At 70.7% G+C, this 22,723-nt stretch carries 20 protein-coding genes; 12 read left to right on the forward strand and 8 right to left on the reverse strand.

Translation table 11 applies throughout. The annotated features are described in order from the left end of the window. Positions 1-398: 398 nt before the first annotated feature. On the reverse strand, positions 399-893 hold the full coding sequence (locus ACZ470_RS17255) for a MarR family winged helix-turn-helix transcriptional regulator (protein WP_468427993.1): 495 nt from the start codon (positions 891-893) through the stop codon (positions 399-401). A gap of 230 nt (positions 894-1,123) precedes the next feature. Here ACZ470_RS17255 and ACZ470_RS17260 point away from each other — a divergent pair, with 230 nt between their 5' ends. Then, on the forward strand, positions 1,124-1,948 hold the full coding sequence (locus ACZ470_RS17260; RefSeq protein ID WP_468427995.1) for a lysozyme: 825 nt from the start codon (positions 1,124-1,126) through the stop codon (positions 1,946-1,948). 96 nt (positions 1,949-2,044) lie between these two features. Here the strand turns inward: ACZ470_RS17260 and lon are convergent, their stop codons facing one another. After that, entirely contained in the window at positions 2,045-4,459 is a 2,415-nt protein-coding gene (gene lon, locus ACZ470_RS17265; RefSeq protein WP_468427997.1) for an endopeptidase La, read from the reverse strand. 151 nt (positions 4,460-4,610) lie between these two features. Between lon and ACZ470_RS17270 the strand changes: the two genes are divergently transcribed. The 7 genes from ACZ470_RS17270 to ACZ470_RS17300 all read left to right on the forward strand — a co-directional run bounded on the left by ACZ470_RS17270 (position 4,611) and on the right by ACZ470_RS17300 (position 14,276). Next, positions 4,611-5,300, forward strand: a complete 690-nt coding sequence (locus tag ACZ470_RS17270) for a spermidine synthase family protein (protein ID WP_468427999.1) — start codon at positions 4,611-4,613, stop codon at positions 5,298-5,300. Positions 5,301-5,425: 125 nt separating this feature from the next. After that, entirely contained in the window at positions 5,426-6,166 is a 741-nt protein-coding gene (locus ACZ470_RS17275) for a response regulator transcription factor (protein WP_468428001.1), read from the forward strand. Further along, complete coding sequence (locus ACZ470_RS17280) at positions 6,163-7,275, forward strand: sensor histidine kinase (protein WP_468428003.1); 1,113 nt, start codon at positions 6,163-6,165, stop codon at positions 7,273-7,275. Before ACZ470_RS17275 ends, ACZ470_RS17280 begins: the two co-directional genes overlap by 4 nt. Positions 7,276-7,566: 291 nt before the next feature. Beyond that, on the forward strand, positions 7,567-11,370 hold the full coding sequence (locus tag ACZ470_RS17285; RefSeq protein WP_468428005.1) for a multifunctional oxoglutarate decarboxylase/oxoglutarate dehydrogenase thiamine pyrophosphate-binding subunit/dihydrolipoyllysine-residue succinyltransferase subunit: 3,804 nt from the start codon (positions 7,567-7,569) through the stop codon (positions 11,368-11,370). An 80-nt stretch (positions 11,371-11,450) separates the two neighbouring features. Beyond that, complete coding sequence (locus ACZ470_RS17290) at positions 11,451-11,630, forward strand: DUF6104 family protein (RefSeq protein ID WP_003992906.1); 180 nt, start codon at positions 11,451-11,453, stop codon at positions 11,628-11,630. A 731-nt stretch (positions 11,631-12,361) separates the two neighbouring features. After that, positions 12,362-13,234 carry a DUF4097 family beta strand repeat-containing protein gene (locus ACZ470_RS17295; RefSeq protein ID WP_468428007.1) on the forward strand — a complete coding sequence of 291 codons (873 nt, stop codon included), beginning with the start codon at positions 12,362-12,364 and terminating at the stop codon, positions 13,232-13,234. 1 nt (position 13,235) lies between these two features. Continuing rightward, positions 13,236-14,276, forward strand: coding sequence for a helix-turn-helix transcriptional regulator (locus ACZ470_RS17300; protein ID WP_468428009.1), 1,041 nt, complete (start codon positions 13,236-13,238; stop codon positions 14,274-14,276). Between the two features lie 7 nt (positions 14,277-14,283). Here the strand turns inward: ACZ470_RS17300 and ACZ470_RS17305 are convergent, their stop codons facing one another. The 4 genes from ACZ470_RS17305 to ACZ470_RS17320 all read right to left on the reverse strand — a co-directional run bounded on the left by ACZ470_RS17305 (position 14,284) and on the right by ACZ470_RS17320 (position 17,524). Then, positions 14,284-14,847: a Clp protease N-terminal domain-containing protein gene (locus tag ACZ470_RS17305; protein ID WP_468428010.1), complete on the reverse strand. Its 564-nt coding sequence runs from the start codon at positions 14,845-14,847 to the stop codon at positions 14,284-14,286. Continuing rightward, the gene (locus ACZ470_RS17310) at positions 14,847-15,056 is read right to left on the reverse strand and encodes an HTH domain-containing protein (protein ID WP_030860301.1); all 210 of its coding nucleotides are present in this window, start codon (positions 15,054-15,056) and stop codon (positions 14,847-14,849) included. Before ACZ470_RS17310 ends, ACZ470_RS17305 begins: the two co-directional genes overlap by 1 nt. Positions 15,057-15,160: 104 nt before the next feature. Next, positions 15,161-16,126, reverse strand: coding sequence for a zinc-binding dehydrogenase (locus ACZ470_RS17315; RefSeq protein ID WP_468428012.1), 966 nt, complete (start codon positions 16,124-16,126; stop codon positions 15,161-15,163). Positions 16,127-16,285: 159 nt separating this feature from the next. Next, positions 16,286-17,524, reverse strand: a complete 1,239-nt coding sequence (locus tag ACZ470_RS17320; protein ID WP_468428014.1) for an NAD(P)-dependent malic enzyme — start codon at positions 17,522-17,524, stop codon at positions 16,286-16,288. Between the two features lie 582 nt (positions 17,525-18,106). Between ACZ470_RS17320 and ACZ470_RS17325 the strand changes: the two genes are divergently transcribed. Genes ACZ470_RS17325 through ACZ470_RS17335 form a run of 3 tightly spaced genes read left to right on the forward strand, consistent with a single transcriptional unit; the run spans position 18,107 to position 20,793 of the window. Continuing rightward, positions 18,107-19,063: an ABC transporter substrate-binding protein gene (locus tag ACZ470_RS17325; protein WP_468428016.1), complete on the forward strand. Its 957-nt coding sequence runs from the start codon at positions 18,107-18,109 to the stop codon at positions 19,061-19,063. Between the two features lie 30 nt (positions 19,064-19,093). Then, on the forward strand, positions 19,094-20,032 hold the full coding sequence (locus tag ACZ470_RS17330; RefSeq protein ID WP_468428018.1) for an amino acid ABC transporter permease: 939 nt from the start codon (positions 19,094-19,096) through the stop codon (positions 20,030-20,032). Continuing rightward, positions 20,029-20,793 (forward strand): amino acid ABC transporter ATP-binding protein, encoded by a 765-nt coding sequence (locus tag ACZ470_RS17335; RefSeq protein WP_468428019.1) that lies wholly within the window; start codon positions 20,029-20,031, stop codon positions 20,791-20,793. Before ACZ470_RS17330 ends, ACZ470_RS17335 begins: the two co-directional genes overlap by 4 nt. A gap of 57 nt (positions 20,794-20,850) precedes the next feature. On the opposite strand, the gene ACZ470_RS17340 is transcribed toward ACZ470_RS17335, so the two are convergent. Continuing rightward, positions 20,851-21,621 carry a class I SAM-dependent methyltransferase gene (locus ACZ470_RS17340; RefSeq protein ID WP_468428021.1) on the reverse strand — a complete coding sequence of 257 codons (771 nt, stop codon included), beginning with the start codon at positions 21,619-21,621 and terminating at the stop codon, positions 20,851-20,853. A gap of 100 nt (positions 21,622-21,721) precedes the next feature. Here ACZ470_RS17340 and ACZ470_RS17345 point away from each other — a divergent pair, with 100 nt between their 5' ends. After that, on the forward strand, positions 21,722-22,372 hold the full coding sequence (locus ACZ470_RS17345) for a CGNR zinc finger domain-containing protein (protein WP_468428023.1): 651 nt from the start codon (positions 21,722-21,724) through the stop codon (positions 22,370-22,372). Here ACZ470_RS17345 and sodX read toward each other — a convergent pair. Further along, a complete protein-coding gene (gene sodX / locus ACZ470_RS17350) occupies positions 22,255-22,689 on the reverse strand; it encodes a nickel-type superoxide dismutase maturation protease (RefSeq protein WP_468428025.1) in 435 nt (144 codons plus the stop codon). The two genes, ACZ470_RS17345 and sodX, sit on opposite strands and share 118 nt — an antisense overlap. Positions 22,690-22,723 lie beyond the last annotated feature (34 nt).

Here is a 22,723-nt window from a genome sequence, read left to right on the forward strand (position 1 = left end):
GGCCACCACGCCCAGGTGACCGCGCGCGGAAGGTCGCCACGCGCGAGAAGCCTCACGCCCACGATGTCCCCGCGCGCGGGAAGACACGACGCCCAGAGGCGACCACGCTCAGGGGGCACCGCACGGGAGGCCGCCGCGCGCGAGGTCGCCACATGCGGCAGACCACCCCCCCCCAGGAGCCACCACGCCCAGGTGACCGCGCGCGGAAGGTCGCCACGCGCGGGAAGCCATCGCGCTCGGGGTTCCACCATCGCGTAGACGCACCCCCCGCGTTGCAAACGCGCGCGCCACACCCGAACGCGCTCGCGCGGACAGGGGGCCGCCGGCCCATCTCGGCCGCACCGGCGGCGCAGGCACCCCTCGGCTTCAGCCGCCGGGCGGGAGCCGGTGGCGGTCCGTCACTTCTCCATCCCCCGGTTCAGCTGGTTCAGCAGTCGGGCGAGTTCCGTGACCTCGGCCGGGTCCCAGTCGGCCAGCCGGCCGGCGTAGCGCGCCCGGCGGGCCTCGCGGACCCTGCTCACCCGTTCGTGTCCCTCCTGTGTGAGGGCGATCAGCCAGGCGCGGCCGTCGGCCGGGTCCGGCTCGCGGGCGACGAGCCCGAGCTCCTCCAGCGCGCGCAACTGCCGCGACATCGTCGCCTTGCCGACCCCGATGTAGGCGGCGAGCTCGGTGGCCCGCTGTCCGCCGCACTCATCCAGACGGACCAGCAGCCCGTACGCGGACGGTTCCAGGTCGGGATGGACCGCGCGGGCCATCTCCCCCTGGCTGGCCCGGGCGCGCCGCAGCAGCACCGTCAACTCGCGCTCCAGCGCGAGGAATCCGGGCTGGTCCACACCCGGCGCGGGCTCCGGGGAGGCGGTGCGCCCGCCGCCGTCGTTTCCGTCTTCGTGCACGTCTGCCCCTGCTTCGGTTTTCCGGTTCTGAAAGTTTCCCGCCAAGTGGCGACGTCGCCGCAGCTCCACCAGTATTTCGCAGGCGTAGACCAACGGCAGTGCGCGGACGTTTCCGCACCGTCGTGGTCCACGTGCGCAGTTTCCTTACCAGGCGATTACGTGGCATGCCCACTACATGCGATGTGGGTCACATTCCGGGTTCGCCCCCACCGACCTTTCGGAGATGCGTCATGCCTGTGCACAGATCCGGCCTCACCCGTATACGCGCGCTCGCGACCGCCGGAGCGGTCCTGCTCGCGGTCCTCTCCCTCCCTCCCGCGGCCGTGGCCGGCGAGTCCGCCCCCACCGTTCCCCCGCGCGGCTCCGCCCACATGGGCATGGGCGTGGTCGCCCATGACGGCAGCGGCGGCCGCCCCACCACCCGCGCCACCCAGACGGAGGGGGTGGACGTCTCCAGTCACCAGGGCGACGTCGCCTGGCAGACCCTGTGGAACAGCGGGGTCAGATGGGCCTACGCCAAGGCCACGGAGGGGACGTACTACACCAACCCGTACCACGCGCAGCAGTACGACGGCTCGTACGACGTCGGCATGGTCCGCGGCGCCTACCACTTCGGCACGCCCGACACGTCGAGCGGCTCCGCCCAGGCCGACTACTTCGTCAACCGCGGCGGCGGCTGGTCCGGCGACGGACGGACCCTGCCGGGCGTGCTGGACATCGAGTGGAACCCGTACGGCGACGACTGCTACGGCAAGTCGCAGAGCGCGATGGTGAGCTGGATCCGCGACTTCCTGGACCAGTACCAGGCCCGCACCGGCCGGAACGCCGTCATCTACACGGCCACCAGTTGGTGGAAGCAGTGCACCGGCAACTACGCCGGCTTCGCCTCCACAACTCCGCTGTGGATCGCCCGGTACGCGTCCACCGTGGGCGAACTGCCCGCCGGCTGGAGCACGTACACGATGTGGCAGTACACCTCGACCGGTCCGACCGTCGGCGACCACGACCGCTTCAACGGCACCCTCGACCGGGTGCGGGCCCTCGCGCTCGGCTGATCCGCCCGGGTCCCACCGTCCCACCGTCCCACCGGACACGGTGAAGGCCCGGGCCTCCCTCACGGGACCCGGGCCTTCCCTTTCCGGCCGCGTCCGTCACGCCGCGACCGGAACCTCCGGCGCCGCGCCGTTCGTCGCCGGCGACAGCGCCAGCTCCAGGACCTGGCGGACGTCGGTGACGGCGTGGACGTCGAGCTTGTCCAGCACCTCCGCCGGGACGTCGTCCAGGTCGGGCTCGTTGCGCTTGGGGATGATCACGGTGGTGATCCCCGCCCGGTGCGCGGCGAGCAGCTTCTGCTTCACCCCGCCGATCGGCAGCACCCGTCCGGTCAGCGAGACCTCGCCGGTCATCGCCACGTCCGTACGGACCAGCCGGCCGGAGAGCAGCGAGGCCAGGGCGGTGGTCATGGTGACGCCCGCGCTCGGGCCGTCCTTGGGCACCGCGCCCGCCGGGAAGTGGATGTGCGCGCCCCGGTCCTTCAGGTCGCCCACCGGCAGCTCCAGCTCGGCGCCGTGGCTGCGCAGGAAGCTCAGCGCGATCTGCGCGGACTCCTTCATCACGTCACCCAGCTGGCCGGTCAGGGTCAGCCCCGCCGCGCCCGTCTCCGGGTCGGCCAGGGACGCCTCCACGTAGAGTACGTCCCCGCCGGCGCCGGTCACGGCGAGCCCGGTGGCGACACCGGGGACGGCGGTGCGGCGCTCGGCCGGGTCCTGGGCGGACTCGGGCACGTGGTGCGGCCGGCCGATCAGATCGCGCAGATCGCCCTCGGTCACGGTGAAGGGCAGCTCGCGCTCGCCCAGTTCGTGCCGGGCCGCGACCTTGCGCAGCAGCCGCGCGATGGACCGCTCCAGGGTGCGCACGCCCGCCTCGCGCGTGTACTCGCCGGCCAGCTTGCGCAGCGCGCCCTCGTCGATCGTCACCTCGTCCTTGTCCAGCCCGGCCCGCTCCAGCTGGCGCGGGAGCAGGTGGTCGCGGGCGATGACGACCTTCTCGTCCTCGGTGTAGCCGTCGAGGCGGACCAGCTCCATGCGGTCGAGCAGGGCCTCCGGGATGGCTTCGAGGACGTTGGCCGTCGCGAGGAACACGACGTCGGACAGGTCGAGCTCGACCTCCAGGTAGTGGTCCCGGAAGGTGTGGTTCTGCGCCGGGTCGAGGACTTCGAGCAGGGCCGCGGCCGGGTCGCCGCGGAAGTCGGAGCCGACCTTGTCGATCTCGTCCAGCAGGACGACCGGGTTCATCGAACCGGCCTCCTTGATCGCCCGCACGATCCGGCCGGGCAGCGCACCGACGTACGTACGGCGGTGGCCGCGGATCTCGGCCTCGTCGCGGACGCCGCCGAGGGCGACCCGGACGAACTTGCGGCCCATCGCGTGGGCGACGGACTCGCCGAGCGACGTCTTGCCCACGCCCGGCGGACCCACCAGGGCCAGCACGGCGCCGCCGCGCCGCCCGCCGACCACGCCGAGGCCCCGGTCGTTCCGCCGCTTGCGCACCGCCAGGTACTCGGTGATCCGCTCCTTCACGTCCTCCAGACCCGAGTGCTCCGCGTCCAGTACGGCCTGGGCTCCCCGGATGTCGTACGCGTCCTCGGTGCGCTCGCTCCACGGCATCTCCAGCACCGTGTCGAGCCAGGTGCGGATCCAGGAGCCCTCGGGCGACTGGTCGGAGGACCGCTCCAGCTTGTCGACCTCCTTGAGCGCGGCCTCGCGGACCTTCTCCGGCAGGTCGGCGGCCTCGACGCGGGCGCGGTAGTCGTCGGACGCCTCACCCTCCTTCTCGCCGTTGAGCTCGCGCAGCTCCTTGCGGACGGCTTCGAGCTGGCGGCGCAGCAGGAACTCGCGCTGCTGCTTGTCGACGCCCTCCTGGACGTCCTTGGCGATGGTCTCGGCGACGTCCTGCTCGGCGAGGTGGTCGCGCAGCTGCTGGGTGGCGAGCTTCAGCCGGGCCACCGGGTCGGTGGTCTCCAGCAGGGCCACCTTCTGCTCGGTGGTGAGGAAGGGCGAGTAGCCGGAGTTGTCGGCGAGCGCGGAGACGTCGTCGATGGCCTGGACCCGGTCCACGACCTGCCAGGCGCCGCGCTTGCGCAGCCAGGCGGTGGCGAGCGCCTTGTACTCCTTGACGAGTTCGGTCACGTGTCCCGGCAGCGGGTCGGGCACGCTCTCGTCGATGCGGGTGCCCTCCACCCACAGCGCCGCGCCCGGCCCGGTGGTCCCGGCGCCGATGCGCACGCGGCCGCGGCCGCGGATCAGGGCGCCCGGGTCTCCGTCGGCCAGCCTGCCGACCTGCTCGACCGTGCCCAGCACGCCGGTACCGGCGTAGGTCCCGTCGACGCGTGGCACCAGGAGCACCTTCGGCTTTCCCGGTGCGGTGCGGGCGGCGGCCTGGGCGGCCTCCACCGCGGCGCGCACATCGGAATCGCTCAGGTCCAGCGGAACCACCATCCCGGGCAGCACGACCTCGTCGTCGAGCGGCAGCACAGGCAGGGCGAGCGGTGTGGACTCAGCAGCCATGATCTCCCCTTCGGCAGTCAAGTTGAGCTATGCCGACTCAATGCATGTGAGCCGCCGAATGTTCCCGGGGCCGCGTTCGCTCTGAGCGATCACCGCTCCGGGCCCCTGGAGGCCCCGGCCGCCGCGACGAGGGAGCTGCCAGGATGAACGCATGTCCACCCCGTACGACATTCCCGAAGCCCCCGAAGTCCTGGACCGCCGCGAGGGCCCGTACGGCGAGGTCGTGCTGCGCAGGCACGGTGACCTGTTGCAGATCATCGCCAACGGCTGCTTCCTGATGGACACCTCCGACGGCCGTTCGGAGCGGCGGCTCGTCGAGGCCGCCCTGGCCGCCCTCGGCGCCCGCGCGGAGCAGGGACCGCATGTCCTGATCGGCGGCCTCGGGGTGGGCTTCTCGCTCGCACACGCCGCCGGGCAGCCCTGGGGACGGATCGCCGTGGTGGAGCGCGAGCCGGCGATCATCGGCTGGCACCGCGAGGGACCGCTGGCCGAGCTCTCCGCCGAGGCCCTGGCCGACCCGCGTACGGAGATCGTCGAGACGGACCTCGTCGGTTACGTCAATGAGACATCGGACACGTTCGACGCGCTCTGCCTGGACATCGACAACGGGCCCGACTGGACCGTGACCGAGGACAATGACAGCCTCTACTCACCCGCCGGACTGGCAGCCTGCACAAGGGTGTTGAGGCCCGGCGGGGTACTCGCGGTGTGGTCCGCCAAGCCGTCCCCGGAATTCGAGGGAACCTTGCGGAATGCCGGGTTCCGTCGGGTGCGTACCGAAGAGATCCCCGTTGCCCGGGGCGTTCCGGACGTCGTGCACATCGGCGTCCGCCCTGGATAGCAAAGGCGCGGTGACTCCCCGTACGCTGCTGCCTTGGCGCGGATCATTCAAGCGTCAATCGCAGTGATGCGCAGACGACGGATCACCCCACGGATTCCGGAAAAAGCACACCTCAGGGGCGGGCGATGGAGCAGACACACACCTCCCACAGCGGCACGGCGACGACCACCCCCGGCGCACAGCGGCGGGTCCTGGTGGTCGAGGACGATGCGACGATCGTGGACGCCATCGCGACCCGCCTTCGTGCCGAAGGGTTTCTTGTGCAAACGGCGGGCGACGGCCCGTCCGCGGTGGACACGGCGGAGGCCTGGCAGCCCGACCTGCTGATCCTCGACATCATGCTGCCGGGCTTCGACGGCCTGGAGGTCTGCCGGCGCGTGCAGGCCCAGCGGCCGGTCCCGGTGCTGATGCTCACCGCGCGTGACGACGAGACCGACATGCTGGTCGGGCTGGGCGTCGGCGCCGACGACTACATGACGAAGCCTTTCTCCATGCGGGAGCTGGCGGCACGCGTGCATGTGCTGCTGCGCCGCATGGAACGGGCGGCCCTCGCGGCGACGACCCCGCGCAGTGGCATCCTGCGCCTGGGCGAACTGGAGATCGACCACGCGCAGCGCAGGGTGCGGGTGCGCAGCGAGGACGTCCACCTGACGCCCACCGAGTTCGACCTCCTGGTCTGCCTGGCGAACACCCCCCGCGCGGTGCTCTCCCGGGAGCAGCTCCTGGCCGAGGTCTGGGACTGGGCGGACGCCTCCGGCACCCGCACGGTGGACAGCCACATCAAGGCGCTGCGCCGGAAGATCGGCGCCGAGCGCATCCGCACCGTGCACGGCGTGGGCTACGCCCTGGAGACGCCGACGCCATGAGCGACGGGCCGGCCGGACGCAGAGGCCCCGGGGCACAGCAGCCCTGGGGCGGTGTACGCCCGTTCTCGATCCAGACCAAGCTGGGGGCGCTCGTCGTCGTCTCGGTCCTGATCACCACCGGACTGTCGGTGATCGCCGTGCACACCAAGACGGAGCTGCGCTTCATCACGGTCTTCTCGATGATCGCCACGCTGCTCATCACGCAGTTCGTGGCGCACTCGCTCACCGCGCCGCTGGACGACATGAACGCCGTGGCCCGGTCCATCTCGCACGGCGACTACACCCGGCGGGTGCGCGAGAACCGCCGCGACGAGCTGGGCGACCTGGCCCAGACGATCAACGTCATGGCGGACGAGCTGGAGGCCCAGGACCGCCGGCGCAAGGACCTGGTGGCGAACGTCTCGCACGAGCTGCGCACGCCCATCGCGGGTCTGCGCGCGGTGCTGGAGAACATCGTCGACGGCGTCACCGAGGCCGATCCCGAGACGATGCGCACGGCCCTGAAGCAGACCGAGCGGCTGGGACGCCTGGTGGAGACGCTCCTCGACCTCTCCCGCCTGGACAACGGCGTGGTTCCGCTGAAGAAGCGGCGGTTCGAGGTGTGGCCGTATCTCTCCGGGGTGCTGAAGGAGGCCAACATGGTCGCCTCGGCCCGCACGGGCATGACCTCCGGGTCGGGCGGCCACACCCGCGCGGACGTCCATCTGCACCTCGACGTGTCGCCGCCGGAGCTGGTGGCGCACGCCGACCCGGAGCGCATCCACCAGGTCATGGCCAACCTCATCGACAACGCGGTCAAGCACAGCCCGCCGCACGGCCGGGTGACGGTCAGGGCGCGCCGCGGGGCCGAGCCGCAGTCGCTGGAGCTGGAGGTGCTGGACGAGGGGCCCGGCATTCCGCGCGCCGAGTGGCACCGCGTCTTCGAGCGGTTCAACCGGGGCAACGTCAACCGGCCGCACGGCCCGGGCAGCGACGGCGGCACCGGTCTCGGGCTGGCGATCGCCCGCTGGGCCGTGGATCTGCACGGCGGCCGGATCGGAGTGGCCGAATCCGAGCGGGGCTGCCGGATTCTCATCACTCTTCCGGGAGCGTCATCCGTACCAGGTTGACGTAAAGTTCGAAGCGGAGCGGCAAGATCCATCCGTGTTCGCACTGACGGACACGTGTGATCAGGCAGAGGCCCGCGCGAGCTGCGCGTCGGGGCCCGGCCGAGTGATCCCTGAAGCGGCTCGAAGATTCGAAACCAGGGTTGTTTCCCGCCATTTCCCACGCCGAAACACGCGCTGCGATGTGACTTACGCGACGATGAACGGGCCCGGCCTGACCTTCTCGCTCTTGGGGGCGTAGCCTTTATTTCCGCTGTCCATCATCTTGCGAAGCGGAAGAGGGCGGTTGACGCCGTGTCGCCACAGTCCCCCAGTAACTCGAGCATCTCGACCGACACCGACCAAGCGGGCAAGAACCCCGCTGCGGCCTTCGGTGCCAACGAATGGCTCGTCGACGAGATCTACCAGCAGTACCTCCAGGACCCGAACTCGGTGGACCGAGCCTGGTGGGACTTCTTCGCCGACTACAAGCCGGGCGCGCCTGCGACCTCGGCCCCGGCGGGTACCGCGGCCGCGGGGGCCGCGGGAACCACCAGTACGCCTCAGCCGGCCGCACCGGCCCAGCCCGCGGCGCCCGCTCCGGCGCCCGCGCGGCCCGCCGAGGCCGCGCCCGCCGCACAGCCGGCCGCCAAGGCCCCGGCGCAGGCTCCCGCCCCGGCCAAGGCCGCGGCGCCCGCCGCCAAGCCGGCCGCCGCGAAGCCGAAGGCCGAGCCTGCCGGCGAGGCCAAGCCGGGCCCCGAGCAGGTGGTCCTGCGCGGCCCGTCCGCCGCCGTGGCGAAGAACATGGACGCCTCGCTGGAGCTGCCCACGGCCACGTCCGTGCGCGCGGTCCCGGTGAAGCTGCTGTTCGACAACCGCATCGTCATCAACAACCACCTCAAGCGGGCCCGCGGCGGGAAGATCTCCTTCACGCACCTCATCGGCTACGCCATGGTCCAGGCGATCAAGGCGATGCCGTCGATGAACCACTCGTTCGCGCGAGTGGACGGCAAGCCCACCCTGGTGAAGCCGGAGCACGTCAACCTCGGTCTGGCCATCGACCTGGTGAAGCCCAACGGCGACCGCCAGCTGGTCGTCGCGGCCATCAAGAAGGCCGAGACGCTGAACTTCTTCGAGTTCTGGCAGGCCTACGAGGACATCGTCCGTCGCGCCCGCGACAACAAGCTGACGATGGACGACTTCACCGGCGTCACGGTCTCCCTGACCAACCCCGGCGGCCTCGGCACCGTCCACTCCGTGCCGCGTCTGATGCCCGGCCAGTCGGTGATCATGGGCGTCGGCTCCATGGACTACCCGGCGGAGTTCCAGGGCACCTCCCAGGACACCCTGAACAAGCTCGGCATCTCGAAGGTCATGACGCTCACGTCGACCTACGACCACCGGGTGATCCAGGGCGCCGCCTCCGGCGAGTTCCTGCGCGCGGTCGCCAACCTCCTCCTCGGCGAGAACAACTTCTACGACGAGATCTTCGAGGCGCTGCGCATCCCCTACGAGCCGGTCCGCTGGCTCAAGGACATCGACGCCTCCCACGACGACGACGTCACCAAGGCCGCCCGGGTCTTCGAGCTGATCCACTCCTACCGGGTCCGCGGCCACGTCATGGCCGACACCGACCCGCTGGAGTACCGCCAGCGCAAGCACCCCGACCTGGACATCGTCGAGCACGGCCTCACCCTGTGGGACCTGGAGCGCGAGTTCGCCGTCGGCGGCTTCGCCGGCAAGTCCCTGATGAAGCTGCGCGACATCCTCGGCGTGCTGCGCGACTCGTACTGCCGCACCACCGGCATCGAGTTCATGCACATCCAGGACCCCAAGCAGCGCAAGTGGATCCAGGACCGCATCGAGCGCTCGCACACCAAGCCGGAGCGCGAGGAGCAGCTGCGCATCCTGCGCCGGCTGAACGCCGCGGAGGCGTTCGAGACCTTCCTCCAGACGAAGTACGTCGGCCAGAAGCGCTTCTCGCTGGAGGGCGGCGAGTCCGTCATCCCGCTGCTCGACGCGGTGCTGGACTCGGCCGCCGAGTCCCGCCTGGACGAGGTCGTCATCGGCATGGCCCACCGCGGCCGGCTGAACGTGCTGGCGAACATCGTCGGCAAGTCGTACGCGCAGATCTTCCGCGAGTTCGAGGGCAACCTCGACCCGAAGTCGATGCACGGCTCCGGCGACGTGAAGTACCACCTGGGCGCCGAGGGCACCTTCACCGGCCTGGACGGCGAGCAGATCAAGGTCTCCCTGGTCGCCAACCCCTCGCACCTGGAGGCGGTGGACCCGGTCCTTGAGGGTGTCTCCCGCGCCAAGCAGGACATCATCGGCAAGGGCGGCACGGACTTCACCGTCCTGCCGGTGGCGATCCACGGCGACGCGGCCTTCGCGGGCCAGGGCGTGGTGGCCGAGACCCTGAACATGTCGCAGCTGCGCGGCTACCGCACCGGCGGCACGGTCCACGTCGTGATCAACAACCAGGTCGGCTTCACCGCCGCCCCGGAGTCCTCGCGCTCGTCGATGTACGCGACGGACGTGGCCCGCATGATCGAGGCCCCGATCTTCCACGTGAACGGCGACGACCCGGAGGCGGTCGTGCGCGTCGCGCGCCTGGCCTTCGAGTTCCGCCAGGCGTTCAACAAGGACGTGGTGATCGACCTCATCTGCTACCGCCGCCGCGGTCACAACGAGTCGGACAACCCGGCCTTCACCCAGCCGCTGATGTACGACCTGATCGACAAGAAGCGCTCGGTGCGCAAGCTGTACACCGAGTCCCTCATCGGTCGCGGCGACATCACCCTGGAAGAGGCCGAGCAGGCGCTCCAGGACTACCAGGGCCAGCTGGAGAAGGTCTTCACGGAGGTCCGCGAGGCCACTTCGCAGCCCGCCTCGGTGGAGTCCCCGGACCCGCAGGCCGAGTTCCCGGTCGCCGTGAACACCGCGGTGACCACGGAGGTCGTCAAGCGGATCGCCGAGTCCCAGGTGAACATCCCCGACCACATCACCGTCCACCCGCGTCTGCTGCCGCAGCTCCAGCGCCGGGCGGCGATGGTCGAGGACGGCACGATCGACTGGGGCATGGGCGAGACCCTCGCCTTCGGCTCGCTGCTGCTGGAGGGCGTCCCGGTCCGGCTCGCCGGCCAGGACTCCCAGCGCGGCACCTTCGGCCAGCGCCACGCGGTCATCATCGACCGCAGCACGGGCGAGGAGTACACGCCGCTCCAGTACCTCTCCGAGGACCAGGCGCGGCTCAACGTCTACAACTCCCTGTTGTCCGAGTACGCGGCGATGGGCTTCGAGTACGGCTACTCGCTGGCCCGCCCCGACGCGCTCGTGCTGTGGGAGGCGCAGTTCGGTGACTTCGTCAACGGCGCCCAGACGGTCGTGGACGAGTTCATCTCGTCGGCCGAGCAGAAGTGGGCCCAGACCTCCGGTGTGGTCCTGCTCCTCCCGCACGGCTACGAGGGCCAGGGCCCGGACCACTCCTCGGCCCGTCCGGAGCGGTTCCTCCAGCTCTGCGCCCAGAACAACATGACGGTCGCGATGCCGACGTCGCCGTCGAACTACTTCCACCTCCTGCGGTGGCAGGTGCACAACCCGCACCACAAGCCGCTGGTCGTCTTCACCCCGAAGTCGATGCTGCGCCTGAAGGCCGCGGCGGCGAAGGCGGAGGAGTTCACCACCGGTCAGTTCCGCCCGGTCATCGGCGACGCCTCGGTCGACCCGGCCGCGGTGAAGAAGGTCGTCTTCACGGCCGGCAAGGTCTACTACGACCTCGAGGCCGAGCGGCAGAAGCGCGGCGCGACGGACACGGCGATCATCCGCATCGAGCGCCTGTACCCGCTGCCGGGTGCGGAGCTCCAGGCGGAGATCAAGAAGTACCCGAACGCCGAGAAGTACCTGTGGGCCCAGGAGGAGCCGGCGAACCAGGGTGCCTGGCCGTTCATCGCGCTCAACCTGATCGACCACCTCGACCTGGCGGTCGGTGCCGACATCCCGCACGGCGAGCGTCTGCGCCGCATCTCGCGGCCGCACAGCTCGTCCCCGGCGGTCGGCTCCGCGAAGCGCCACCAGGCCGAGCAGGAGCAGCTGGTGCGCGAGGTCTTCGAGGCGTAACCGGCAGCCGTACGCGCGGGCCGCATCCCCTGTCACGGGGGGTGCGGCCCGTCCGCTTTCCCGCCCATATCCTTGTCCTCATGTACTTCACGGACCGTGGCATCGAGGAACTGGAGAAGCGGCGCGGCGAGGAGGAAGTCACCTTCGAGTGGCTGGCCGAGCAGCTGAGGACGTTCGTCGACCTCAACCCCGACTTCGAGGTCCCGGTGGAACGCCTGGCCACCTGGCTCGCCCGCCTGGACGACGAGGACGACGAGTAACCCTCACGTCCCCCGCGGGCAGCCGCATGCCGCGCTGTCCGCGGGCAGTCGTGCCGCAGGGCGGCACGAGTGGGCGGCGACGGCACCGCAAACGCCGGGCCGCACAAACCCACCCCCGCACCCGTGCATACCCGCGGCCAGCCGCACCCCGCGGCACCCTCCGCAGGCAGCCGCATGCCGCGTCAGCCGCGGGCAGTCGTGCCGCAGGGCGGCACGGGTGGGCGCGACGGCACCCCGCAAACGCCGGGCCGCACAAACCCACCCCCGGCACCCGTACGTACTCGCGGGCAGCCGCATTCCGCACTCTCCGCGGCCGGCCGCACCCCGCGCCCTCCGCAGGCAGCCGCATGCCGCGTCAGCCGCGGGCAGTCGTGCCGCTGGGGCGGCACGGGTGGGCGCGACGACACCCCGCAAACGCCGGGCCGCACAAACCCACCCCCGCACCCGTGCATACCCGCGGCCAGCCGCACCCCGCGGCGCCCTCCGCAGGCAGCCGCATGCCGCGTCAGCCGCGGGTCGTGCCGCAGGGCGGCACGGGTGGGCGCGACGGCACCCCGCAAACGCCGGGCCGCACGAACCCACCCCCGCTCAGCACCAACGCGCAGACACCCCAGCACCCAAGGATCACCAGAACGAGTGTCTTGACTTTGCCGCGCCGCGATATATCGTGAATCACGTAAGACGCGATATGCCGCGTCGTCGGGTACGCCCGTTCCCAGGAGGTCGTCAGCATGTCCGAGTCGTCCGTAGCAGAGCCCACAAAGCTCACCTTCGACGCCCCCGTGCACGAACTCCACGTACGCATCGTCAACGGAACAGTGAACGTGGTCGGCACCGACGAAGGTTCCGCCCGCCTGGAGATCTCCGAGATCGAGGGCCCACCCCTGGTGGTCACCGAGAAGAAGGGCGTCCTCACGGTCGCCTACGACGACCTGCCCTGGAGGGGCTTCCTCAAGTGGCTGGACCGCAAGGGCTGGCACCGCAGCGCGGTGGTCTCCCTGGCCGTCCCCGCACACACCCGGGTCGAGGTCGGCGTGGTCGGCGCCGGCGCCGTCGTCTCCGGCATCCGGGGCCCCGCCGCGGTGAAGGGCGTCACGGGCGACACGACCCTGGTCGCCGTCTCCGGCAAGGTCCGCGCGGAAACCGTCTCCGGGAACGTGGAGGCCCAGTCCGTCACCGGCGACCTCCGCTTCGCCTCCGTCTCCGGCGACCTCACCGTCGTCGAGGGATCCGGCCCCTCCGTGCGGGCGGACACGGTCAGCGGCTCCATGATCGTGGACCTCGACCCCGACGGCCCCACCGACGTCAACCTGAACAGCGTCTCGGGCGAGATAGCCATCCGGCTGCCGTACCCGGCGGACGCCGAGGTCGAGGCCAACACCGCGAGCGGCGCCATCTCCAACGCCTTCGAGGACCTCCGGGTACAGGGCCAGTGGGGCGCCCACAAGCTCACCGGCCGGCTGGGCGCGGGCAGCGGCAAGCTGCGCGCCACCACCGTCTCCGGCTCCATCGCCCTGCTGCGCCGCCCGGCCGGGGAGGACGATCCCGAACCGCGGGACGGATCGGGAGACAATGCCGGTACGACCGACAAGAAGGTGCTCTGACATGCCCCCCGTCTTCGCCCACGGACGCCTCCGTCTCTACCTGCTGAAGCTGCTGGACGAGGCCCCGCGCCACGGCTACGAGGTGATCCGCCTCCTCGAAGAGCGCTTCCAGGGGCTGTACGCGCCGTCGGCGGGCACGGTCTACCCCCGTCTGGCCAAGCTGGAGGCGGAGGGCCTGGTCACGCACACCACCGAGGGCGGCCGCAAGGTGTACTCCATCACGGACGCCGGCCGCGCCGAACTCGCCGACCGCAGCGGTGAGCTCGCCGATCTGGAGCTGGAGATCCGGGAGTCGGTCGCCGAACTGGCCGCCGAGATCCGGGCCGACGTCAGCGGCGCGGCGGGTGATCTGCGCCGCGAGATGCGGGCCGCGGCCGGCAAGGCCCGCCAGAGCCGTACCGGCGAATCCTCCACCGAGGAGGAAGGTCTCTTCGGTGACTTCGGGGTCTTCGGCGACAAGGACGCCTGGCGCGCCGCCAAGGAGGAGATGCGCCGCGCCAAGCAGGAGTGGAAGGAACAGGCCCGGCGCGCCAAGGACGAGAGCCGCCGCTCCCGCGAGGAGGCACAGCGCGCCCGCCGCCAGGCCAAGGAGGCCCAGGACAGGGCGCAGGAGGAGGTGCAGCGCATCATGCGGCAGGTCCAGGAGCAGGTCCAGGGCCACTTCGCCCGGGGCGACTGGCCGACGGGGCTGCGCGAGGGCCTGGGCGAACTGGCGAAGGAGATGGGCGGGTTCGGCAAGGACTTCGCCTTCGGCCGCACCGGCGCGGGGACGGCCACCGGCAAGACCTCGGAGCCGTCGTACTCCCAGACCCCCGAGGACTTCCCCGCCGACTACACCCCCGCCTGGGCTCACGAGGACGCCGCGGACTCCACCGGCGACCCCGCCCGCGACCTGGACCGTCTGCTGGACCGCTTCCGGGACGACATCCGGGACGCGGCCCGCGACCACGGGGTCACGTCGGACCAGCTCCGCGACGCCCGCCGCCATCTGTCCACGGCGGCGGCCCACATCGGGGTGATACTGCGCACCCCGAAGGTCTGACCCGCCGTCAGCCCGCCTTGGCCTCGCCGCCGCCGTACAGCACCCTGGTCACGGACTCGTACGTCACGCCGTGGTCGGCGAGGACCTCGGCGGGGACGCCGGGGCGGACGGTGAGGGCGAGCAGGATGTGCTCGTCGCCGATCCGGCGGTCCCGCAGCCCGGCGGCGGCCCGCAGGGCACCCGTGAGCACCTCCTTGGCCGTGCGGTCGAAGGGCCGGTGTCCCGACTTCCGGCCGCCGGCCTTCCGGTCGCCGGACATGGCCCCGGCCCCGTGCACCTCCTCCACGCGGGCCACGATCTCCGGCACATCGATCCCCAGTCCGGCGAGGGCGTCGGTGTCGGCCTGGGACAGTCCGGCCCGCCGCCGCGCCTCCTCCAGCGCCGCCCGTACCGACGCGCGCCGTTCGCCGGCGCCGAGGGCGGCCAGCGCGAACGAGGCCCGGCTCCCTTCCCGGTCCAGGAGGGCGAGCAGCAGATGCTCGGCGCCGACCCGCTCGGCTCCCGTCTCCTCCGCCTGCCCGACCGCGCCCTTCACCACGTCACGGGCGTCCTTCGTGAACCGCTCGAACATCAATGCCTCCCGTACTTCTTGTGCACGGCCTGCCTGCTGACCCCGAGCTCGGTGGCGATCTCCTGCCACGACCAGCCCTGATTGCGCGCGTTGCGCACCTGCACGGTCTCCAGTTGCTCCAGTAGCCGGCGCAGGGCGGCGACGGCCCGCAGGCCGACCCGTGGATCGCGGTCGCCCGCCCGCTCGGCGAGGTCGGTTGCCTCAGTCATACTGTCAACCTACGTTGACATCACCCGAATGTCAACCACGGTTGACATGACGACGGCCGGCCCGGAGAACCGGACCGGCCGTGAAGAGAGGCGGGACCCCGCCGTCAGGGGTTCGTGAGCACGATCTTGCCGAACTGTCCGCCGGACTCCATCCTTTCGAAGCCCTCCCGCGCCCGGTCCATGGGCAGCGCCTCGTCGATGACGGGCCGTACACCGGTGGCGGCGCAGAAGGAGAGCAGGTCCTCCAGCTCGTCCTTGGTCCCCATGGTCGACCCGACGACCTTGAGCTCCAGGAAGAAGATCCGGGTCAGCTCGGCGTGCGAGGGCCGGTCACCACTGGTGGCGCCGGAGATCACCAGCGTGCCACCGGGGCGCAGGGACTTCACCGAGTGGGACCAGGTGGCCGCCCCGACGGTCTCGATCACCGCGTCCACCCGCTGCGGCAGCCGCGCTCCGGGCTCCACCGCCTCCACGGCGCCGAGTTCCAGCGCCCGCTTCCGCTTGGCCTCGTCGCGGCTGGTGGCGAAGACCCGCAGCCCCGCGGCCTTGCCCAGCGCGATCGCGGCCGTGGCGACGCCGCCCCCGGCGCCCTGCACCAGTACGGAATCGCCCGGCCGCACCCCGGCGTTGGTGAACAGCATCCGGTACGCCGTGAGCCACGCGGTCGGCAGACAGGCGGCCTCCTCGAAGGAGAGCTCCTTCGGCTTGGGCAGGACGTTCCAGGTGGGCACGGCGACCTGCTCGGCGAAGGTGCCCTGGTAGCGCTCGGTCAGGATGGAGCGGGGCTCCTTGGGCCCCACCCCGTGGCCGCTCTGGCCGATCACCGAGTGGAGGACGACCTCGTTGCCGTCCTCGTCGACACCGGCGGCGTCGCAGCCGAGGATCATCGGCAGCTTGTCCTCCGCGAGGCCCACGCCCCGCAGTGACCAGAGGTCGTGGTGGTTGAGGGAGGCGGCCTTGACCGTGACGGTGCTCCAGCCGGGCCGGGACTCGGGAGCGGGACGCTCTCCCAACTCCAGACCCGTCAGCGGCTGGTCACGGTCGATTCGGGCGGCGTAGACAGCGAACATGACCTTGACGATAGGTTCCCCGTCCCGCCGAAGGAACCAGGCCCCGCTGTGAGACACGCCCTCTTGCCACGCGGCGGCGGTGGCCACCCGGTCGGACCAGTGCCCGGCAACGGAATCGGCCCCGTCCACGCGGGGACGGGGCCGACGGGGAAGCACGCCTCAGCGGCGGGCGACACCCTCCGCCCGGGCGGCCGCGGCGACCGCCGCCGTCACCGCGGGGGCGACCCGCTCGTCGAACGGGGACGGGATGACGTAGTCGGCGGCGAGATCGTCACCGACCACCGAGGCCAGCGCCTCGGCCGCCGCCAGCTTCATCCCCTCGGTGATCCGGGAGGCCCGCACCTGGAGCGCGCCCGCGAAGATCCCCGGGAACGCCAGCACGTTGTTGATCTGGTTCGGGAAGTCCGACCGCCCGGTGGCCACGACGGCCGCGTACTTGTGCGCGACCTCCGGGTGCACCTCCGGGTCGGGGTTGGCCATGGCGAAGACGAACGCGCCCTCGGCCATCGACGCCACCGCAGGCTCCGGCACCGTGCCGCCGGAGACGCCGATGAAGACGTCGGCGCCGGCCAGCGCCGACTCCAGCGAGCCCGAGAGGCCGGCCTTGTTGGTGAACGACGCCAGCTCCGCCTTGATCGGCGTGAGGTCGTCGCGGTCGCGCGACACGACGCCCTTGCGGTCGGCCACGGCGACATCCCCGATGCCGGCCTCGACCAGCATCTTGGCGATCGCGACACCCGCGGCGCCCGCGCCCGAGATCACGGCCCGCAGGTCGCCCAGCGGGCGTCCGCTCAGCCGCGCCGCGTTCCGCAGCGCCGCCAGCGTCACGACCGCCGTGCCGTGCTGGTCGTCGTGGAAGACCGGGATGTCCAGCCGCTCCTGGAGCCGCCGCTCGATCTCGAAGCACCGGGGAGCCGAGATGTCCTCCAGGTTCACCCCGCCGAAGGAGGGGGCGAGCCGGACCACCGTCTCGACGATCTCGTCCGCGTCGGTGCAGTCCAGGGCGATCGGGACCGCGTCCACCCCGCCGAACTGCTTGAAGAGGATGGCCTTGCCCTCCATCACCGGGAGGGAGGCCTCGGGCCCGATGTCACCGAGCCCCAGAACGGCCGTACCGTCCGTCACGACGGCGACGACCTGCGACTTCCACGTGTAGTCGTGGACGAGGTCCGGCTGCTCGGCGATCGCGCTGCACACCTTCGCGACGCCGGGCGTGTAAGCCAGGGACAGATCGTCCTTGTCGCGGATCGGCACGGTGGCCTGCACAGCCATCTTGCCGCCGCGGTGCAGCGCGAACGCCGGGTCGAAGGAATCCAGGGGCGCTGCCCCGCTCTCCGGTTCCTTGTGACCGTTCCGGCTTTCGCTGTCGCTGCGAGGATTGACAATCTCCGCTGCCACTTGGTTTTACCCCTTAAGTGTTCATGGTTTGAGGGTTGCCACTCCTGGTGAGGGGTGGGCGGGACCGCGCAAGGCCCGAAGGGTTGATGCGTACGGGCCGAACACGACGGGCGCGCCGCACACGCGCCCTGAGCCCCGGATGAGGGGTGTAAAGAACCTTCTTACCGGACGGACGCCGTCGGCGACGAGTCCATAACGCGAAGGTCACATGCCGTCGTCCTGACGTGTCGCTTGTTATCAGGACAAGGCCGGGATGAAGTAGGAGCAAGCCCACAACCACGACAAAAAGCTCGGTGGACTGGTCCACATCCTGGGATGCACCGGAGATCTTCCGGCCGGAACGGTTGATTCCCGCAGACTGTCCGGCCAGATGTCCCGGAGTGATGCGGTTCGGGGGTCACCCGTTATCCGATTTTGACATCACGAGCCCCCTGAATGGCTCAGTCCGAATGGCAAGATGCCGTAATCGCACGAGGTCGCGACACTCGAAGACGTGTGTTCTCGTCGACCTGCGGCGCTGCCGATGCCCATCGGCAGTGGCCACCCATCGGCATCTCCACCCATCCGCCGGAGGAACCCACCATGACCGCAAGCACCACCCGTCGTACCACCGCCGCGCGCTCACGGATTGCAGCGGTCGGCGCGATCGCGGTCGCAGGCGCACTGCTTCTCACCGGCTGCGGTGACCAGACGGAGAAGGGCAGCGACAACAGCACCGCGGACTCGTCCACCGCGCCCCTCGCCGACAAGCTCCCGGCCGACATCCGCGACGCGGGCGTCATCAAGGTCGGCTCGGACATCGCGTACGCCCCCGTCGAGTTCAAGGACGAATCCGGCAAGACGGTCGGCATCGACCCGGACCTCGCGGACGCCATGGGCAAGCAGCTCGGCGTGAAGTTCGAGTTCGAGAACGGCACCTTCGACACGCTGCTCGGCGGTCTGCGCTCGGACCGCTACGACATCGCGATGTCCGCCATGACCGACACCAAGGACCGCCAGGAGGGCGTCGACTCCGACACCGGCAAGAAGGTCGGCGAGGGCGTGGACTTCGTCGACTACTTCACCGCCGGTGTCTCGATCTACACCAAGAAGGGCGACGACCAGGGCATCAAGACCTGGGCCGACCTGTGCGGCAAGAAGCTCGTCGTCCAGCGCGGCACGGTCTCGCACGACCTGGCCAAGGCCGAGGCGGAGAAGTGCCCGGCGGGCAAGACGATCACCATCGAGGCCTTCGACAACGACCAGCAGGCCCAGACCCGTCTGCGTGCGGGCGGCGCCGACGCCGGGTCCTCCGACTTCCCGGTCGCCGCGTACGCCGTGAAGACCTCCGGTGGCGGCAAGGACTTCCAGCTGGTCGGCGAGCAGGTCGACGCCGCCCCGTACGGCATCGCGGTCGCCAAGAGCGACACCGAGCTGCGGGACGCCCTCAAGGCCGCGCTCGACGCGGTGATCGAGAACGGCGAGTACCAGAAGGTCCTCGAGAAGTGGGGCGTCACGGAGGGCGCCGTCGAGGAAGCCACCATCAACGGCGGCAAGTGACCGCCCCGGCGGCACTGAAAGGCAACACCCGTGACTGCTGACATCACCAAGACGGACGGACCGGCGGGGACCCCGCCGGCCGGTCCGGAGGCCATCAAGGCCGTTCCGGTCCGGCACTACGGCCGTTACGTATCGGCCGTACTCGCCCTCGGGATCTTCTTCGCACTCGTCTGGGCGTTCGCGAACGGCGACATCAACTGGGGCGCGATCCCCGACTACTTCTTCAACGACCGCATCCTCACCGGCGTCCGCGAGACGCTCTGGCTGACCTTCCTGTCGATGGTCATCGGTATCGCCGGCGGCCTCCTGCTGGCCGTGATGCGGCTCTCCAAGAACCCGGTGACCTCGTCGATCGCCTGGTTCTACATCTGGTTCTTCCGTGGCACGCCGGTCCTGGTCCAGCTGTTCGTCTGGTTCAACCTGGGCTTCGTCTTCGAGTACGTCAATCTCGGACCGGTGTACAAGGACGAGTGGTCCCAGTTCATGACGCCGTTCCTGACGGCGCTGCTCGGACTCGGCCTGAACGAGGCCGCGTACATGGCGGAGATCTGCCGCGCCGGTCTGCTGGCCGTCGACGAGGGCCAGACCGAGGCCGCCCACGCGCTCGGCATGAGCCACGCCAAGACGCTGCGCCGGATCGTCGTCCCGCAGGCCATGCGCGTGATCGTGCCGCCCACGGGCAACGAGGTCATCAACATGCTGAAGACCACGTCCCTCGTCGCGGCGGTCCAGTACTACGAGCTCCTGCGCTACGCCCAGGACATCGGCACGACCTCGGGCGCCACGGTGGAGATGCTGTTCCTGGCGGCCGCCTGGTACCTGATCCTCACCTCGATCCTCAGCGTGGGCCAGTACTACGTGGAGCGGTACTACGCCCGCGGGTCCAGCCGCCAGCTGCCACCCACCCCGTGGCAGAAGGTGCGTGCCCACCTGACGTCCCTCTCCAGCCGCAAGGGGGCCACGGCATGACGAACGCGATGGTCAAGGCGGAGGGCGTCCACAAGTCCTTCGGTCCCGTGGAGGTGCTCAAGGGCATCGACCTGGAGGTGAAGTCCGGCGAGGTGTTCTGCCTCATCGGCCCCTCCGGCTCAGGCAAGTCCACCTTCCTCAGGTGTATCAACCACCTCGAGAAGATCAACGCCGGGCGTCTGTACGTCGACGGCGAGCTGGTCGGCTACCGCCAGAAGGGCGACAAGCTGTACGAGCTCAAGGACAGCGAGGTCGCGCTGAAGCGCCGGGACATCGGCATGGTCTTCCAGCGCTTCAACCTGTTCCCGCACATGACGGCCGTCGAGAACGTCATGGAGGCGCCGGTCCAGGTCAAGGGCGTGAGCAGGACGCAGGCCAGGGAGCGCGCGATGCAGCTCCTGGAGCGCGTGGGCCTCGGCGACAAGGCCGGGAACTACCCCTCGCAGCTCTCCGGCGGCCAGCAGCAGCGCGTGGCGATCGCGAGGGCCCTCGCGATGGACCCGAAGCTGATGCTCTTCGACGAGCCGACCTCGGCGCTCGACCCGGAGCTGGTCGGTGACGTCCTCGACGTCATGCGCGACCTCGCCGAATCGGGCATGACGATGGTCGTCGTCACCCACGAGATGGGCTTCGCCCGCGAGGTGGGCGACAGCCTGGTCTTCATGGACGGCGGTGTGGTGGTCGAGTCGGGCAACCCGCGCGACGTCCTGACCGACCCGCAGCACGAGCGCACGAAGGCGTTCCTGTCCAAGGTGCTCTGAAGCGACACGCGAAGGGGCGGTACGGAGTCCGTACCGCCCCTTCGCGTTCCCCTCCGGCTACTTCAGGGCGAGCAGCAGGGTGTCCGACGGGGAGCACCACACCGGGCGCGCCTCGCCGAACCCCTTCTCGCGCAGCACACGGGCGTGCCAGGCCGCCGGCGGCATCTCACCGTCGGCATGCTCGCCGTAGATCTCGAAGCGGCGGGCCGTGGGACCGGCGAGTACGGGGTCCTCGGCGGCGAGCCGCCACCACTCCGCCCAGTCGAGGGAGCCGTCCCGCTTGGCCCGGTCCATGCGCGCGTGGCGCAGGGCGCGCTCGGCCGCGTTGATCCGGGGCGTGGTGTCGTCGATCATGTGGTCCGCGTTCATGAAGACACCGCCGTCGCGGACGAGGCCCGCGATGTGCCCGTAGAGGTCGGCGAGGGGTTCCCGGTGCAGCCAGTGGAGGGCGGTCGCGGTCAGCACGGCGTCGTAGGAGTCGTACGGCAGTTTCGCCCGCCAGTGGGGATCCTTGAGGTCGGCGGCGACGAAGGTGGCCCGCTCGTCGCCCGCGAAGGTGCCCTCGGCGATGGCGAGCAGCGCCGGGTCCAGGTCGACGCCGGTGCTGGTGGCGTCCGGGAACCGGTCGAACAGCCGCGCGGTGATGCTGCCCGTGCCGCAGGCGAGGTCGAGTACGCGCGGGGCGGTGCCGACGAGGGCCTCCACCATGTCGAGCATGATCCGGAAGCGTTCCTCGCGGTCCGGCATGTACCACTCCTGCTGCCGGTCCCAGCTCTGCTGCCAGGCCCGCCAGTCGGTGGTGGCCGTACTGGTGTCCGCGTCCGTCATCGAGCGCCTCCCTGGTGTACGTCACGTAATACCCTGGATCCACGACCGTCTGTTACCCGACCGCACGCACGACCATAGAGCCCCTGCGTAAGGACTACAAGTGGAACTGGCCTATTACTCGGATTACGCCGTACGCCTCGTCAACACCGAGGAACCGGCCCGGGGGAAGGACACACTGACCTCGGTCGAGGCCGTGCGCGATCTGTTCGGCGAGAACCGGTCGGCCGCCCGTCGCGCGACCGACGCCGATGTGACGCGGTTCCGCTCGGTCCGGGCCCGGCTGCGCTCGGTCTTCGAGGCGGCGGACGGCGGCGACGAGACCCTCGCGGTCGACCTGCTGAACTCGCTGCTGCTGGAGTTCCCGGTGAGCCCGCAGATCTCCGGGCACGACATCCGCGACGACGACGGCAGCCCGCTGTGGCACATGCACCTGGCCGACCACCCGTCCAACGCGACCGCGGGCTACGCCGCCATCGCCGCGATGGGCCTGGCTTTCCACCTCACCGAGTACGGCGTGGACCGGCTCGGCCTGTGCGAGGCGTCGCCCTGCCGCAACGCCTACCTGGACACCTCGACCAACCGCTCGCGGCGCTACTGCTCCGACCGCTGCGCCACCCGCGCGAACGTGGCCGCCTACCGGGCGCGCAAACGCCTGGAGGCCGACCGGTCGGAGAACACGGGCCTGGCCGACGACAGCGCCCAGCCCACCACGGCCAGCGGCGAACGCCGCCCGGAGCTGCGCGGCCGGTAACGGAACCGGACCCGGCCGAGCACCAGCTCGTCGGGCACCACCCCGTAGTCGGTGCTGTCACCCCCCGCGTACGCGTTGTCCCCGAGCACCCACCAGCCGCCGTCGCGCCGCTCGGCGGCCCGTTTGACGACGAGCAGGTCCTGCTGGAACGGATGCCGCAGCACGATCACGTCACCGCGTCTGACCCGGGCGCCGTAGTGCACCAGGAGCCGGTCCCCGTGGTGCAGCGTGGGCACCATGGACGGCCCGGTCACCTCCGCCAGCCCGAAGGGCAGCGGCGCCCTGGCCCGCTCGGCGTCCTGCGACAGCTCCGGCATCTCCCGGCACCTCCCCGGTTCTTCCTCCACCAGT

The organism is Streptomyces sp. NPDC031111, assembly GCF_055570675.1.